Origin of the sequence: Citrobacter sp. Ct235 (genome assembly GCF_030332305.1) — a bacterium.
Lineage (GTDB): Bacteria > Pseudomonadota > Gammaproteobacteria > Enterobacterales > Enterobacteriaceae > Citrobacter_A > Citrobacter_A telavivensis.
Genome location: NZ_JAOWIC010000028.1, coordinates 116,045 through 132,205 on the forward strand (window position 1 = coordinate 116,045; position 16,161 = coordinate 132,205).

At 54.8% G+C, this 16,161-nt stretch carries 15 protein-coding genes; 3 read left to right on the forward strand and 12 right to left on the reverse strand.

All coding sequences use genetic code 11. The annotated features are described in order from the left end of the window. Nucleotides 1–130: 130 nt before the first annotated feature. The 3 genes from coaE to yacG are packed head-to-tail and all read left to right on the forward strand — an operon-like array spanning nt 131 to nt 1,698. Complete coding sequence (coaE, locus tag OGY35_RS01635) at nt 131–751, forward strand: dephospho-CoA kinase (protein WP_178828335.1); 621 nt, start codon at nt 131–133, stop codon at nt 749–751. Continuing rightward, nucleotides 751–1,494: a cell division protein ZapD gene (gene zapD, locus OGY35_RS01640; protein WP_152405866.1), complete on the forward strand. Its 744-nt coding sequence runs from the start codon at nt 751–753 to the stop codon at nt 1,492–1,494. The genes coaE and zapD overlap by 1 nt, the downstream gene beginning before the upstream one ends. Nucleotides 1,495–1,503: 9 nt before the next feature. After that, the gene (gene yacG / locus OGY35_RS01645; protein ID WP_042323837.1) at nt 1,504–1,698 is read left to right on the forward strand and encodes a DNA gyrase inhibitor YacG; all 195 of its coding nucleotides are present in this window, start codon (nt 1,504–1,506) and stop codon (nt 1,696–1,698) included. Nucleotides 1,699–1,761: 63 nt separating this feature from the next. On the opposite strand, the gene mutT is transcribed toward yacG, so the two are convergent. The 12 genes from mutT to murD form a co-directional block, all read right to left on the reverse strand. Further along, on the reverse strand, nt 1,762–2,160 hold the full coding sequence (mutT, locus tag OGY35_RS01650; protein ID WP_152405867.1) for an 8-oxo-dGTP diphosphatase MutT: 399 nt from the start codon (nt 2,158–2,160) through the stop codon (nt 1,762–1,764). Nucleotides 2,161–2,218: 58 nt separating this feature from the next. Beyond that, nucleotides 2,219–4,924 carry a preprotein translocase subunit SecA gene (secA, locus tag OGY35_RS01655; protein WP_152405868.1) on the reverse strand — a complete coding sequence of 902 codons (2,706 nt, stop codon included), beginning with the start codon at nt 4,922–4,924 and terminating at the stop codon, nt 2,219–2,221. 63 nt (nt 4,925–4,987) lie between these two features. Next, entirely contained in the window at nt 4,988–5,494 is a 507-nt protein-coding gene (gene secM, locus OGY35_RS01660; RefSeq protein WP_286631256.1) for a secA translation cis-regulator SecM, read from the reverse strand. Between the two features lie 278 nt (nt 5,495–5,772). Then, nucleotides 5,773–6,690 carry a UDP-3-O-acyl-N-acetylglucosamine deacetylase gene (gene lpxC / locus OGY35_RS01665; RefSeq protein WP_046475491.1) on the reverse strand — a complete coding sequence of 306 codons (918 nt, stop codon included), beginning with the start codon at nt 6,688–6,690 and terminating at the stop codon, nt 5,773–5,775. A gap of 100 nt (nt 6,691–6,790) precedes the next feature. Continuing rightward, nucleotides 6,791–7,942, reverse strand: coding sequence for a cell division protein FtsZ (ftsZ, locus tag OGY35_RS01670; RefSeq protein ID WP_004857884.1), 1,152 nt, complete (start codon nt 7,940–7,942; stop codon nt 6,791–6,793). A gap of 61 nt (nt 7,943–8,003) precedes the next feature. Continuing rightward, nucleotides 8,004–9,266 (reverse strand): cell division protein FtsA, encoded by a 1,263-nt coding sequence (gene ftsA / locus OGY35_RS01675; protein WP_003018755.1) that lies wholly within the window; start codon nt 9,264–9,266, stop codon nt 8,004–8,006. Beyond that, nucleotides 9,263–10,093 carry a cell division protein FtsQ gene (gene ftsQ / locus OGY35_RS01680; protein WP_046475466.1) on the reverse strand — a complete coding sequence of 277 codons (831 nt, stop codon included), beginning with the start codon at nt 10,091–10,093 and terminating at the stop codon, nt 9,263–9,265. Before ftsQ ends, ftsA begins: the two co-directional genes overlap by 4 nt. Before the next feature lies 1 nt (nt 10,094). After that, complete coding sequence (locus tag OGY35_RS01685; protein ID WP_286631257.1) at nt 10,095–11,015, reverse strand: D-alanine--D-alanine ligase; 921 nt, start codon at nt 11,013–11,015, stop codon at nt 10,095–10,097. Next, nucleotides 11,008–12,483, reverse strand: a complete 1,476-nt coding sequence (murC, locus tag OGY35_RS01690; protein ID WP_152405871.1) for a UDP-N-acetylmuramate--L-alanine ligase — start codon at nt 12,481–12,483, stop codon at nt 11,008–11,010. The genes OGY35_RS01685 and murC overlap by 8 nt, the downstream gene beginning before the upstream one ends. Before the next feature lie 53 nt (nt 12,484–12,536). Continuing rightward, on the reverse strand, nt 12,537–13,604 hold the full coding sequence (gene murG / locus OGY35_RS01695) for an undecaprenyldiphospho-muramoylpentapeptide beta-N-acetylglucosaminyltransferase (RefSeq protein ID WP_152405872.1): 1,068 nt from the start codon (nt 13,602–13,604) through the stop codon (nt 12,537–12,539). Next, entirely contained in the window at nt 13,601–14,845 is a 1,245-nt protein-coding gene (gene ftsW, locus OGY35_RS01700) for a cell division protein FtsW (protein WP_152405873.1), read from the reverse strand. Before ftsW ends, murG begins: the two co-directional genes overlap by 4 nt. Beyond that, the gene (gene murD / locus OGY35_RS01705) at nt 14,845–16,161 is read right to left on the reverse strand and encodes a UDP-N-acetylmuramoyl-L-alanine--D-glutamate ligase (protein ID WP_286631258.1); all 1,317 of its coding nucleotides are present in this window, start codon (nt 16,159–16,161) and stop codon (nt 14,845–14,847) included. The genes ftsW and murD overlap by 1 nt, the downstream gene beginning before the upstream one ends.

Here is a 16,161-nt window from a genome sequence, read left to right on the forward strand (position 1 = left end):
TCTCTTTTTTTACGCTACAATCCCATAAATTTACCTGGCGAACGGCAGTCGATCTCTGAGTCATCGTCGCCAGTGTACGTTCAACTTTTAACCAATTGATTATCATAGCGAATTCCCGGGAAGCGAGCTTATGAGGTATACAGTAGCCTTAACTGGCGGCATTGGCAGTGGTAAAAGCACTGTTGCGAATGCCTTTGCTGACCTCGGAATTCAGATAATTGATGCAGATATTATTGCCCGTCAGGTCGTCGAACCGGGCAAGCCTGCGCTGGATGCGATTGCAGAACATTTTGGCCCAGAGCTGATTTCCGCAGACGGCACGCTGCATCGTCGTCTGCTTCGCGAGCGGATTTTTGCCCATCCGCAAGAGAAAGCCTGGCTCAATGCCCTGCTTCATCCGCTCATCCAGCAGGAGACCCGACGTCAGTTTCAACAGGCGACGTCTGCGTATGTGCTGTGGGTGGTGCCATTACTGGTTGAAAACGGCCTTTATCGCCAGGCAAATCGCGTGCTCGTGGTAGATGTCTCCCCCGAGACGCAGCTTTCCCGGACGATGCAGCGCGACGACGTTACGCGCGCGCACGTTGAACAGATTCTCGCTGCCCAGGCGTCGCGTGAAGCGCGCCTTGCCGTGGCAGACGATGTTATTGATAATAATGGCGCACCAGATTCCATCATGTCGGATGTCGCCCGCCTGCACGCACGTTATCTCCAGCTTGCGTCGCAGTTTGTCTCACAGGAAAAACCGTAATGCACACCCAGGTCCTTTTTGAACACCCACTCAATGAGAAGATGCGCACATGGTTGCGCATCGAGTTTTTGATTCAACAACTCTCCTCTCGCTTACCGATCGCAGATCATTCCGATGCCCTGCACTTCTTTCGTAATGCCGGAGATTTGTTGGACGTATTCGAACGTGGTGAAGTGCGTACAGAATTACTGAAAGAGCTTGAGCGCCAACAGCGTAAACTTCAGGCATGGATTGAAGTGCCGGGCGTCGACCAGAGCCGTATTGATGCACTGCGCCAGCAGTTAAAAACGGCCGGCAGCATTTTGATTTCCGCGCCACGCATGGGGCAATTTTTGCGTGAGGACCGGCTGATTGCCTTGGTGCGCCAGCGTCTGAGCATTCCTGGTGGCTGCTGTAGCTTTGATTTACCGACGCTGCATATCTGGCTGCATATGCCACAGGCGCAGCGCGATGCTCAGGTCGATAGCTGGCTTGCCAGTCTGAACCCGCTGAATCAGGCGTTGACCCTGATCCTTGATCTCATTCGCAACTCGGCACCGTTTCGTAAACAAACCAGTCTGAACGGATTTTATCAGGACAACGGGGAGGACGCGGATTTACTGCGCCTGCAGTTGCCGCTGGGTTTACAGCTTTATCCGCAGATTTCAGGCCACAAAAGCCGTTTTGCGATCCGTTTTATGCCGCTCGATAGCGACAATGGCGTGGTACCTGAACGCCTCGATTTCGAACTGGCCTGCTGTTAAGGAGTTAAAATGTCAGAGACGATCACCGTAAACTGCCCTACCTGCGGCAAAACGGTTGTATGGGGTGAAGTCAGTCCATTCCGCCCATTTTGTTCCAAGCGTTGCCAGTTGATCGATTTAGGTGAGTGGGCCGCTGAAGAGAAACGCATCGCCAGCAGTGGCGATCTGTCCGATAGCGACGACTGGAGTGAAACGAAAGAGTAAGCACAGACGGTATGGGGGACACTACGCCCCCGCCGTGATTTGCCGGAGTCCGGCATCGCCTTATCAGGCCTGTGCGGTTTGAACTAACTTCATGATGACCGGTTCATTCGCCGGAGGGAAATCCTCCGCCTGCAACGTCCCGGCGGCAATCCATTTTCCGGGCTGCCCCTCTTTTCCCCACGGCTCGCCTTTCCAGCTTTCGACCAGCCAGAACCACAGCGTGATATGCCTGTCCGGAAACTGATACTCCAGTTTCTCAAAAAGCGTGGCGCCTACCGGCGTAATTCCCACCTCTTCCTGTAGCTCGCGGCTCAGCGCCTGTTCCGGTGTCTCTCCGGCTTCAATCTTGCCGCCAGGAAATTCCAGTTTGTTCGCCATGTGCGCATCGGCCGCACGCTGGGTGATAAAGATTTCATTATACGGATTACGGATAATCCCGACGGCGATGTTCAGTTTTTTCATATTGTCGTATCCATAAAAAAGGCGCAGTTTCCTGCGCCTCATCGTTACTATTCAGATCTTAGCTCAGACGGCCGTGGCACTGTTTGTATTTTTTACCGGAACCACACGGACATGGATCGTTACGACCCACTTTACGTTCGCCCGTTTGCGCCGCCAGATCGGCCGCTGCGGCACTGTCGTCATCCTGATGGCTCAGTTGCTGCATCTGCGCCAAGCGTTCCGCTTCTTCACGACGCTGCTGTTCCATCGCTTCGACTTCTTCCGGCATGCGTACCTGAACTTTGCTCAGCGTACTGATCACTTCGTACTTCAGTGTTTCCAGCATGGAGGCAAACATCGAGAAAGATTCGCGCTTATATTCCTGCTTCGGATCTTTCTGCGCATAGCCACGCAGGTGGATACCCTGACGCAGGTAATCCATCGCCGCCAGGTGTTCTTTCCACAGGGAATCAAGCGTTTGCAGCATGACGCCTTTTTCGAAATGACGCATCATTTCTGCGCCAACCACCTCTTCTTTGCGCTGATACACTTCGATGGCCTGCGCCAGGATACGCTCACGCAACGTCTCTTCATGCAGTTCCGGTTCTTTGTCCAGCCATTCAGCGATCGGCATCTCCAGATCGAAGTCATTTTTCAGGCGTTCCTGTAGACCCGGGATATCCCACATTTCTTCCAGAGACTGCGGCGGAATGTAAGCATCAATGGTGGCTTTGAACACGTCTTCACGAATGCTGTTGATCGTTTCGCTAACGTCGCTCACGTCCAGCAGTTCGTTACGCTGGGAATAGATAGCACGACGCTGGTCGTTAGCAACATCATCATATTCCAGCAGCTGCTTACGAATATCGAAGTTGCGGCTTTCCACTTTACGCTGTGCGTTGGCAATCGCTTTGGTGACCCACGGGTGCTCAATAGCTTCGCCCTGTTTCATTCCCAGTTTACGCATCATGCCGGACACGCGGTCAGAGGCAAAAATACGCATCAACGCATCTTCCATCGACAGGTAGAAACGCGAAGAACCCGCATCCCCCTGACGACCGGAACGACCGCGCAGCTGGTTATCGATACGACGAGATTCATGACGCTCAGTACCGATGATGTGCAGACCACCGGACGCCAGAACGGCTTCATGACGAACCTGCCAGTCAGCTTTAATCTGTGCAATCTGCTCAGGCGTTGGGTTTTCCAGCGCGGCCACTTCTGCCTGCCAGCTACCGCCCAGCACGATATCCGTACCACGACCGGCCATGTTAGTGGCGATGGTCACGGCTGCCGGATAGCCCGCTTGCGCGACGATAGCCGCTTCGTTGGCGTGGAATTTGGCGTTCAGAACGTTGTGTTTGATACCGGCTTTAGTCAGTTCGTTAGAAACCACTTCGGATTTCTCGATGGAGATAGTCCCCACCAGCACCGGCTGACCATTGGCGGAACGTTCTTTAATATCTTCAATGATGGCCTGAATTTTTTCCGCTTCGGTCATGTAGACCAGATCCGGCATGTCCTTACGGATCATCGGACGGTTGGTCGGCACCACCACGGTATCCAGTTTGTAGATTGAGCTGAACTCAAACGCTTCAGTATCTGCGGTACCGGTCATACCAGCCAGTTTTTCATACAGACGGAAGTAGTTCTGGAAGGTGATCGAGGCCAGCGTCTGGTTCTCGTTCTGGATTTCCACGCCCTCTTTCGCTTCAACAGCCTGGTGCAGACCATCAGACCAGCGACGGCCCTGCATGGTACGACCGGTATGTTCGTCAACGATGATGACTTCGCCGTCTTTCACGATATAGTCAACGTCGCGAGTGAACAGCGCGTGTGCGCGCAGTGCAGCGGTCACGTGGTGCATCAGCATGATGTTACCCGGCGAGTATAGAGACTCACCCTCATCCATAATGCCTTCTTTCACCAGCAGTTCTTCAATCAGCACCAGACCGCGTTCGGTCAGGTTGACCTGACGCGCTTTTTCATCCACAGAGAAGTGGCCTTCCCCCTGGAAGCTGTCGGAGTCTTCTTTCTCCTGGCGAATCAGATACGGGATGATTTTGTTCACTTTCTTGTACATTTCCGAGCTGTCTTCAGCCGGGCCGGAAATGATCAGCGGAGTACGCGCTTCATCGATCAGGATGGAGTCGACTTCATCCACCAGCGCATAGTGCAGTTTACGCTGTACGCGCTCTTCAGGGCTGAACGCCATGTTGTCACGCAGGTAGTCAAAGCCATATTCGTTGTTGGTGCCGTAAGTGATGTCTGCGGCGTAAGCTTCGCGCTTGGCTGGCGCAGGCATGCCCGGCAGGTTGATGCCAACGGTCATACCGAGGAATTCGAACAGCGGACGGTTGTTTTCGGCGTCACGCTGCGCCAGATAGTCGTTCACGGTAACCACGTGAACGCCTTTGCCGCTCAGTGCGTTCAGGTAAGCGGGCAGGGTTGCGGTCAGGGTTTTACCTTCACCGGTACGCATTTCCGCGATGCAGCGCTCGTTAAGTACCATCCCCCCGAGCAACTGAACGTCGAAGTGACGCATACCAAAGACGCGCTTACTGGCTTCACGTACGACGGCAAACGCTTCCGGGATCAGGCTCTCCACGCTTTCGCCTTTTTCCAGACGCGCGCGGAATTCACTGGTTTTTGCCTTCAGTTCGTCATCGGAGAGTTTTTCCATCTCCGGTTCCATGGCATTGATCGCTGCAACCGCTTTACGCATACGACGCAACGTACGATCGTTACGGCTACCGAATACTTTCGTTAATAATTTGATTAGCATATTGAAATCTCAAACGCCCCGCGATGTGGGGTCATAATAATTAGTTGAAGTTTATTGGTTTTTTTAGCTGAGGCGTTGAGGGCCGGCGCGAATCCCCTGCGCCTGACTGATCCAGGCGGGAACGGTGAATACGGCCTGAGGCGTAAAATGGGCATACGTTACGCGCGGCGCACTTGCCGAAGGCGTACCTTCCTGAGTCAGCATCGCGCTGAGCGTATTCAGTAAGGCTAAATGATGCGCCTGAAGCGGTAACGGCTCTTCCGCAACGGGCAGCGCCTGCGGGGCCATTGCGAAGGAAAGATGACGGATGACCGTGCGAATAGCATGCTGATGCCAGTAGTCGACGGTAAAATTGGGGCGGCGGGTGCTCGTTTCCAGCAGCGCCAGCTGGCTGAAATTGACTTTAACGCGTTGCTCGTGGCTGCTTGCTGCCGCCTTTGCAGGCGTAGTCGGCTCAACGGTGCTTCCGAGCGCAGGCAGGCCAAAACTTGCCGCGACCATCCCTAATAAGAGATGCGGCCAGAAGTAGCGTCTACCTAACTGTCGCCAGCGCGTCAGTATTCCACTCACGTTATTGCCATCCCAATCGTATTATTCAAAACGTTTTTTTGCGCACAAATCTTATCATTAATGCGCAGGCACTACAGCAGTATTGATGAGAAGTTGCAGGTAAAAGTGCTTAAGAAAGCAGCGTTCGCACGGCATCGCGATTCAGCACGCTAAAGAACAATACCGAATGGCGACTTTGACGACAGACAGGGCAAAAAGATGCCAAAAAAAACGACTGGCTCACCTGGCCGGAGAGAGTGCCAGATTAACCAGTCGAATTTATGCGACAACCTGTGTCGTTATGCCAGTACGGTCGAAGGCGCTTTGAAAGCCAGCGGCAGTTCTGCATCGTCCTGGAAGGTCACAAATTCCCAGGCTTCCTGTTTTGCCAGGACAGCCTGCAGCAATTTGTTATTCAGTGCATGACCGGATTTATACGCGGTAAATGCACCGATAATGTTGTGACCACACATGAACAGGTCGCCAATGGCGTCGAGCATTTTGTGACGAACGAATTCATCTTCAAAACGCAGGCCGTCTTCGTTCAGTACGCGATAATCGTCAACAACGATGGCACAATCGAAGCTGCCGCCCAGGCACAGGCCACGGGACTGCAGATATTCGATATCACGCATGAAACCGAAAGTACGCGCGCGGCTAATCTGGCGCATGAACGCGTCAGCAGAGAAGTTCATCGCATAGCGCTGAGTGCTGGAGTCGATCGCCGGATGGTTAAAGTCGATGGTGAAATCCAACGTAAAACCATTGTACGGTCTGAACTCGGCCCACTTGTCACCATCTTCGACCCGAACGGTCTCTTTGATGCGAACAAATTTCTTGGCGCTGTTCAGTTCTTCAATACCGGCGTCAAGCAGCAGGTAGACGAACGGAGCAGCACTGCCATCCATGATCGGGATTTCCGGAGCATCAACTTCGATAACGATGTTATCGATACCCAGACCCGCCAGAGCAGCATTAAGGTGCTCTACGGTTGAAATCCGTACATCATGCTCGTTAACCAGACACGTACAGAGCATGGTATCACGCACAGATTTGGCATCGGCCGGGAAATCTACCGGTGGATTCAAGTCGGTGCGACGATAGATGACCCCGGTGTTGGCCGGCGCAGGGCGTAATGTCAGGGTGACTTTCTTGCCGGTATGCAAACCGACGCCAGTCGCCTGAACGATACGTTTAAGTGTCCTTTGTTTGATCATCGTATAATCTCGCCAAATTACCTATCCAACCGAAGTGTACTATACATTCGGTGGGCCAGTTTAGCACAAAGAGCCTCGAATCCCAAATTCCAGCCTATTCTTAATCGGCTTGCTTACGCAGGAACGCAGGGATATCCAGATAATCCGGCTCTTTCGCGGTTTGCGGCGTATTGTCGTTCACCACTTTTGCGACCGGTTTCTGCTCTTGCGTCAACGGCGCCATGCCGTGCTGCTGGTAACGATCCATCACCGGCTGCTGCACCTGTTTGTTGGTGACCAGAGTGATTTCAGGACGCTTGTCCATACCAATACCGGTTGCTACCACGGTGACACGCAGTTCGTCGTTCATATCCGGGTCCAGGGAAGTACCGATCACCACGGTCGCGTTATCCGATGCAAAAGCACGGATGGTGTTACCCACGGTTTCGAACTCATCCAGACGCAGGTCGAAGCCCGCCGTGATGTTGACCAGCACGCCACGCGCCCCAGACAGATCGATATCTTCCAGCAACGGAGAGGAGATCGCCATTTCAGCGGCTTCTTCCGCGCGGTCTTCACCGCTCGCTACGCCGGAACCCATCATCGCGTAGCCCATTTCGGACATCACGGTGCGCACGTCTGCAAAGTCGACGTTCATCAGACCCGGACGGGTAATCAGTTCGGCGATACCCTGCACCGCGCCTTTCAGCACGTCGTTCGCCGCACCAAACGCGTCAAGCAGTGAGATACCGCGACCCAGCACTTTCAGCAGTTTGTCGTTCGGGATGGTGATCAGCGAGTCCACATGCTTGGACAGCTCAGTGATCCCCTGTTCCGCGAAAGCCATACGCTTTTTGCCTTCAAAATTGAAAGGCTTGGTCACAACCGCAACGGTCAGGATCCCTAAATCTTTAGCCACTTCAGCAACCACTGGCGCTGCACCGGTGCCGGTACCGCCGCCCATGCCTGCTGCGATAAACACCATGTCTGCACCGTCAAGCGCTGCACGCAGAGCTTCACGATCTTCGTCTGCTGCATTGCGACCGACTTCCGGGTTTGCACCCGCCCCCAGACCTTTGGTAATCCCGCTACCGATCTGGATAGTCTGGCCAACCGCCGTCTTTCGCAACGCCTGAGCGTCGGTATTTACCGCGAAGAATTCAACACCCTCAATGCGCTCGCGCACCATGTGTTCAACGGCATTACCGCCGCCGCCACCGACGCCGATGACTTTAATCACCGCGTCGTTGGTCAGTTCCATAGGTTCAAACATAGTTTCTCTCTCCGTTGTGCCTGTCGCCTGAGGCCGTAATTTTCGCCGGCCTCATAAAAAATTAAAACTCTTTTCGCAGCCAGCTGTTAAGACGTTTAATCCAAGAGCCAACTGAAGCCGTAACACGTTTCTCTACTTCAGCTTCGCCACTTAAATGGGACTCTTTCCCGTAGTGAAGCAGCCCCACCGCCGTTGAGTAATACGGCTCCTGAGCGTAATCCGTCAAACCGGTAATATTCAGCGGCGCACCGATACGCACTTGCGTATGGAACACGCGCTGGGCACAGGCGGCAAGACCTTCAATTTGCGCCGCGCCACCGGTCAGTACAATCCCCGCCGCCAGATGATGTTTCACACCCTGCTGGCGAAGTTGTTCCTGTAATTGCAATATCTCTTCGTTGACCAGGTTGAGCAGTTCGGTATAACGCGGCTCAATCACCTCTGCCAACGTCTGTCGTTGCAGACTGCGCGGCGGACGTCCCCCCACGCTTGGCACTTCAACGCTTTCATCTTTCCCGACGATGGATCCCAGCGCGCAGCCATGGCGAACTTTAATCGCTTCGGCATCACTCGGCGGCGTACCGAAGGCATACGCAATGTCGCTGGTGACCACATTCCCTGCATAAGGGATCACTTTGGTGTGGCGCAAAGCCCCGCCAGTATAAACGGCGATGTCCATTGTACCACCACCAATATCGACGACGCAGACGCCCAGTTCACGTTCATCTTCCGTCAATACGGAATAACTGGCCGCCAGTCCGGCAAATATCAGTTGGTCAACTTTCAGGCCACAACGTTCCACGGCTTTAACAATGTTTTTCGCCATATCGTTGTGGCAGGTGATCAAATGCACTTTTGCCTGCATACGAACACCGGAAAGACCGACAGGATTTTTGATGCCTTCCTGGTAGTCAATCGCATATTCCTGCGGGATCACGTGCAGTACACGGTGCTCATCGCGAACGCGCACTGACTTCGCGGTATGCACGACGTTTTCCACGTCTTCCTGCGTCACTTCTTCTTCCGAAATTGGCACCATGCCGATTTCATTCTGACAGCTAATATGTTTGCCCGAAAGCGCCAGATAGACCGAGGAGATTTGGCAATCCGCCATCAGTTCTGCCTGATCAATGGCGCGCTGCACACATTTCACCACGGATTCGAGGTCATTAACCCCGCCTTTATCCATCCCGCGTGACGGGCAACTGCCCACGCCAATGATATTGACCATACCGTCGGGCAGAACTTCCCCTACTAAAGCGGCAACCTTCGCGGTGCCAATCTCCAGTCCAACTACCAGTTTTCTGTCCGTCGCCTTGATCATTGTTGTTCTGCCTGTACCTGATTCTGTTGCTGATTAGATTCCTCAGGAGGTAAGGGAACCCACCCTACTGCCGCTCCTGAGTCATAACGCAAATCAACGTAGCTAATCCGTTTGCCATCGGTTTGCGCCTGCTGCTGTAAAACCGGGTAAAGTTCTACAAAGCGAGCCAAACGTTTCATCGTGTCACCCCGGCCAAGGTTGAGCTTAATATCGTTATTGAGCGTCAACTGCCAGGAGCGACGTGCGGTCATTGCCGCTTCCTTCAGGGTAAACCGGTCCTTCGCCAGCACCTGTGACATGTCACGATACCCCTGCAACACTTCACTCGCGCTGCCTTCCGGGCCAGATAACATGGGTAAAACCTGCTTGCTGGTGCGATCGGCCGGCACGCTGAAGGCATTTCCTTCGGCGTCTACCATATGCTGATCATTCCAACGCGCAATCGGCACATATTCAACCAGATGAATCTTCAATTCATCAGGCCATTGCTTTCTGACGCTGGCCTGCTTAATCCACGGCAAGCGTTCGATCTGACTCTGGATGATATTCACATCCTGAGTCATAAAAGTACCCGGTGCGCCCAACGCCAGAATCGACTGGCGAATATCATCATTCTTCGTGTAATGGCGTTCACCGGTTAACACCAGTTTTGACAACGGCAAACGCTGCGCATCTTCCATCCAGCCCAACACGACCCAGCCGCTGACCAGCACGGTACACAGCACCGTCAGCAGGAAGAAAATACCTGCAAGACGCATTCCATTATTGCGACGTGAGGAAGAAACCTCTTCTTCACTGTTTCGCGTGTTCAGCGCTGCCTGCGACATATCAGTCCGCCAACTCCAGAATTCGTACCACCAACTGCGAGAAATTCATCCCCGCCTGACGCGCCGCCATCGGCACCAGGCTGTGGCTGGTCATACCCGGAGAGGTATTTGCTTCCAGCAGATAAAACTGGCCATCGCTATCCTGCATGACGTCAATACGCCCCCAACCTTTGCAGCCCAGGGTTGTCCACGCTTTCAGCACTAATGCCTGCAAAATGGCTTCTTGTTTACGTTCCAGACCTGCCGGGCAGAAATACTGTGTTTCATCAGACAGATACTTCGCCTCATAATCATAGAAGGTTCCAGCGGGTTGGATACGAATTGCGGGTAAAATTTCTTCACCCAGTATCGCTACCGTAAATTCCGGACCGCTGAGCCATTTCTCGATCAGAACGTCTTCATCATGCTGAAAAGCCAGCGTTAATGCATCCTGTAAAGCGTCATATTCTGACACTTTCGACATTCCCACGCTGGAGCCTTCACAGCTGGGCTTCACAATCAGCGGTAAACCCAGCGCAGAAATTTGTGTAACCTGTTCTTCGTTAAGACCTTTTTCAAACTGAGCACGCTCTAGCGCGACCCACGGCGCAACGGGTAAGCCCGCGCCCTGCCACAGGAACTTGCTGCGCAGTTTATCCATGGAGATCGCCGATGCCATCACGCCGCTGCCGGTATAAGGCAAGCCAACCAGTTCCAGCAACCCCTGTAAGGTTCCATCTTCCCCGCCACGACCATGCAGGGCGATAAAGACTTTCTGAAAGCCCATCGACTTCAACAGCGTAACGTCGACCTCTTTCGGATCGACCGGATGCGCATCCACGCCACCTTCACGTAATCCGGCCAGCACCGCCGTACCGGAATTCAGCGACACGTCACGTTCAGCGGAGGTACCGCCCAGCAGGACCGCGATTTTATCAGCCATGTTGTTCGTCCTCCTGAATTTGCGGCTTCAATTTGATTTCAGCTAAGGAACGCGCGATTTTGCCGATATTTCCCGCGCCCTGCACCAGAATCAAATCGTTGCCGGTCAATACCGGTGCCAGCATTTGCGCAACCTGCGCCGGATCGGAAACCAGAATCGGGTCGATTTTCCCGCGACCGCGAATGGTGCGGCACAGCGAGCGGCTGTCCGCCCCCGGAATCGGCGCTTCGCCCGCCGCGTACACATCCAGCATCAGCAACGCATCAACCTGGGTTAGCACGTTGGCAAAGTCGTCATACAGGTCACGCGTACGCGTGAAACGGTGCGGCTGAAACAGCATCACCAGATTTTTGTCCGGCCAGCCCGCACGTGCAGCTTTAATTGTCGCGTCCACTTCCGTCGGGTGGTGACCGTAATCATCCACCAGCATTGCCGTACCGGCTTTGCCGTTAACCGGCTCAAGCGGGTATTCACCGAGGAAGTCGAAACGACGACCGGTACCCTGGAAGCTTTCCAGCGCGCGCAGGATCGCGTCGTCTGCAATACCTTCTTCTGTTGCCACCGCCACGGCAGCCGCCGCGTTCAGGGCATTATGGCGACCTGGCGCATTCAGCGTTACGCGCAGGTCAGGCATCCCCTGGCGCAGCAGGATGAAGTGCCCCTGCGGGCCCACCTGCTGATAATCTTCGACGCGAACATCAGCATCATCGCTAAAGCCGTACGTCGTGGTCTGACGGCCCACGCGCGGCAGTAGCTCGCGGATCACCGGGTCGTCAACGCACATCACCGCACGACCATAAAACGGCAGGTTATGCAGGAAATTAATAAACGTCTGCTTAAGATTTTCGAAGTCGCCATGGTAGGTATCCATGTGATCGGCTTCGATGTTGGTGACAATCGCCACCATCGGTTGCAGATGCAGGAACGACGCGTCGCTCTCATCCGCTTCCGCAATTAAGTAACGGCTATGCCCCAGACGCGCGTGAACACCTGCCGCTTTCACCAGACCGCCGTTAACGAAGGTCGGATCCAGCCCCGCTTCCGCGTAAATACTGGAGACCATCGCTGTTGTGGTCGTCTTACCGTGCGTCCCGGCAATCGCGATGCCGTGGCGAAAACGCATCAACTCCGCCAGCATCTCCGCACGACGGATCACCGGAATACGCGCTTCGTGCGCCGCCATAATTTCCGGGTTATCGGCAGAGATGGCGCTGGAGACCACAACCACGCTCGCATCACGCACGTTTTCCGGGCGATGGTTGAAATAAATCGTTGCCCCCAGGTTCATCAACTGCTGCGTCACCGGGTTTGGCGCTAAATCGGAACCACTAATCTGATACCCTTCATTGGCCAGAACTTCGGCAATACCGCCCATACCGGCACCACCGATGCCGACAAAGTGAATGTGCCGAACGCGACGCATTTCGGGCACGATGGAACGCAGTTTTGCCAATTGTTGTGTATTCATTCTTTACGCCATTAACTTCAATAAATTCTGCGATGCAAAAGGCACCGCCACAATTACGCCCGGGCAGCCCGGCTCACTTCAGTTGCAACACGCTCGGTGGCATCCGGAATGGATGCAGCGCGGGCACGTTCTGCCATGGTTAACAAGCTTTCTCGCGACCACCCGGACAGGGTGCTGGCGACGGCATCCACAGTAAACTGCGGCTGCTCGAGAATTTTGGCTGCGCCCGCTTTCTCCAGCGGCAACGCATTCCAGTACTGCTGTCGGTCTTTATGTTGAAATGGCACAAACAGCGCAGGTAAACCGGCAGCGGCAATTTCACTCACCGTTAATGCGCCAGAACGGCAAACCACCACGTCGGCCCACGCATAGGCGGCCGCCATGTCATCAATAAATTCCGTCACCTTATGCTGCGGTTGTCCCGCGTCGGCATAGGCTTGTTCTACGGTCTGCTGTGCGCCTTTTCCGCTCTGATGCCAGATAGTCACCGCATCGCCCAGTCTGGCGGCAACCTGCGGCAGGGTCTGATTCAGCACGCGAGCGCCCTGCGATCCCCCAACCACCAACACGCGAATCGGACCTTCACGTCCGACCAGACGCGCCTGCGGCAGCGGCAACGCCAGCACGTCGGTGCGCACCGGGTTCCCGACCACTTCCGCATTCGGGAACGCGCCAGGGAACGCCTGCATGACCTTAGTGGCAATTTTCGCCAGCCATTTGTTGGTTAACCCGGCGATACCGTTTTGCTCATGCAGCACGACCGGAATCCCCAGAGACCACGCGGCCAGACCGCCGGGACCGGAAACATAACCGCCCATCCCCAGCACAACGTCGGGTTTAAAACTTTTCATGATTGCGCGCGCCTGACGCCATGCGTTGAAAATACGCAAAGGGGCAGCCAACAGCGCTTTCACGCCTTTGCCGCGCAGTCCTGAGATGCGGATGAAGTCAATGTCGATGCCATGCTTAGGGACTAAATCCGCTTCCATACGGTCAGCGGTGCCGAGCCAGCGAACTTCCCAGCCCTGGTCCATTAAATGGTGCGCGACCGCCAGCCCCGGGAACACATGTCCACCGGTACCGCCCGCCATCACCATTAACCGCTTCGCTTGACCACTCATCGTGAACCTCGTGTAAACGCCTGTGCTTTTTCCAGACGCGTTTCATAATCAATTCGCAACAAAAACATGATGGCTGTCGACATAATCAGCAAACTCGAGCCACCATAACTGATGAGCGGCAGCGTCAGACCTTTAGTTGGCAGCATGCCTGCCGCCGCGCCGACGTTCACCAGTGCCTGAAAACTAAACCAAATACCGATGGAACAGGCCAAAAATCCGGAAAAACGGTGGTCGATCTCCAGCGCTTTGCGGCCAATCGACATCGCGCGAAAAGCGACGAAGAATACCATTAAAAGCGCCAATACCACACCGATATAACCCAGTTCTTCCCCAATGATGGCGAAGATGAAGTCGGTATGTGCTTCCGGCAGATACTCCAGTTTCTGTACCGAGTTGCCCAGTCCTTGTCCCCACATTTCACCGCGCCCGAACGCCATCAGTGACTGGGTGAGCTGGTATCCGCTACCAAACGGATCCTCCCACGGGTTCCAGAACGAGGTCACGCGGCGAATACGATAAGGCTCGGCGAGGATCAGCAGCACGACCGCTGAAATTCCCATGCCGATAATGGCAATGAACTGCCACAACTTCGCCCCGGCCAAAAACAGCATCGCCAGCGTGGTCACGAATAGCACCACCACCGTACCGAGATCGGGCTGTGCCAGCAGCAGGATCGCCAGCACCAGAATCACGCCCATCGGCTTAAGGAAGCCACGCAGGTTATTACGAACTTCGTCAACCTTGCGCACCAGATAGTTCGCGAGATAGCAGAACAGCGACAGCTTGGTAAATTCCGCAGGCTGAATACGCAGAGGACCTAATGCGATCCAACGCGATGCCCCATTCACCGAACTCCCCACCACCAGGACGATCAACAGCATGATTATCGAGGCGATCAACATCGTGGTGCTGTACTTCTGCCAGAACTCCATGGGCAGACGCAGCGTGATCATCGCCAGACAAAATGCCAGAAAAATATAGAGCGCATCGCGCTTGGCAAACAGGAACGGATCGCCCGCCAGACGTTGTCCTACCGGCATGGATGCCGACGTCACCATGACAAAACCGATCGCCGCGAGGCCTAACGTCAGCCACAGCAGCACACGATCGTACATGATCAGACTGTCGGAATCTTTGTCTCGCGAGCCCATCACCCAGCCCTTAAGCGCCGCAAAGATCCATCCCAGGATGCCAAATCCCGGCAGGCGCGGCAGTCTCAGGCGAGGGAGAGATAAACGCATCAACCCAACTCCTTCGCCAGACGGGTAAAGACATCGCCCCGTTGCTCAAAATTCTTAAACTGGTCGAGGCTGGCACAGGCCGGTGACAACAGCACCATATCGCCTGGTTTCACACGCGGCGCCAACAGACGCATCGCCTCTTCCATGGTCTCAGTTTGCTCTGCTATCTCCGGACGCAGCGCAGCCAGCTGCGCACCATCGCGGCCAAAGCAGTACAAACGCACGCGATCGCCTTCCAGATAGCGACTCAGCGAAGAGAAGTCCGCTGATTTACCATCGCCGCCCAGCAGCAGATGCAGCGTACCGTCAACGTGCAGGCCGTTCAGCGCAGCTTCAGTGCTGCCGACGTTGGTCGCTTTTGAGTCGTTAATCCAGCGCACGCCGTTATGCTCCAGCGCTAACTGAAAACGATGCGCCAGACCGGTGAACGTCGTCAGCGCTTTCAGGCTGCTGGCGCGCGGTAAACCTACCGCATCCGCCAGCGCCAGCGCTGCCAGGGCGTTGGTGTAGTTATGCTGACCGGAAAGCTTCATCTCTTTCACATTCAGCACTTTCTCACCCTTCACCCGCAGCCAGGTTTCACCCTGTTGACGGTTAAGGTGATAATCACCCATGTTGACGCCAAAACTCACGCAGCGCTCATCGGCACCACGGATCGGCATCGTTAACGCATCATCGGCATTGACCACGCAGACTTTCGCATTCTCGTAAACACGCAGTTTTGCCGCGCGATACTGTTGTAAACCAAACGGATACCTGTCCATATGATCTTCGGTGACGTTCAGAATAGTGGCAGCTGCCGCCTGCAGGCTGAACGTGGTCTCTAGCTGGAAGCTGGAGAGCTCAAGGACATACAGTTCGCGTTCCGCATCCAGCAGCATCAGCGCGGGCAGCCCAATGTTGCCGCCAACGCCGACGTTCACACCTGCCGCTTTCGCCATTTCACCCACCAGCGTGGTGACGGTGCTTTTCCCGTTCGAACCGGTGATCGCGACAATCGGTGCCTGCGCTTCACGGCAGAACAGTTCGATATCACCAACGATCTCAACGCCCGCATCAGCCGCAGCGCTCAGAGACGGATGCGCGAGGGCGATACCAGGGCTTGCCACAATCAGATCCGCAGCCAGCAACCAGTCGTCGTTCAGACTGCCGACATGGCGCTCTACGGCTTCCGGTAACTTATCCAGTCCCGGCGGTGTCGCACGGGTATCCATCACTCGAGGGGTTACGCCGCGGGCGAGGAAAAAGTCCACGCAAGAGAGTCCGGTTAACCCCAGACCGATAATGACGACGTTATTACCCTGGTAATCAGCCAT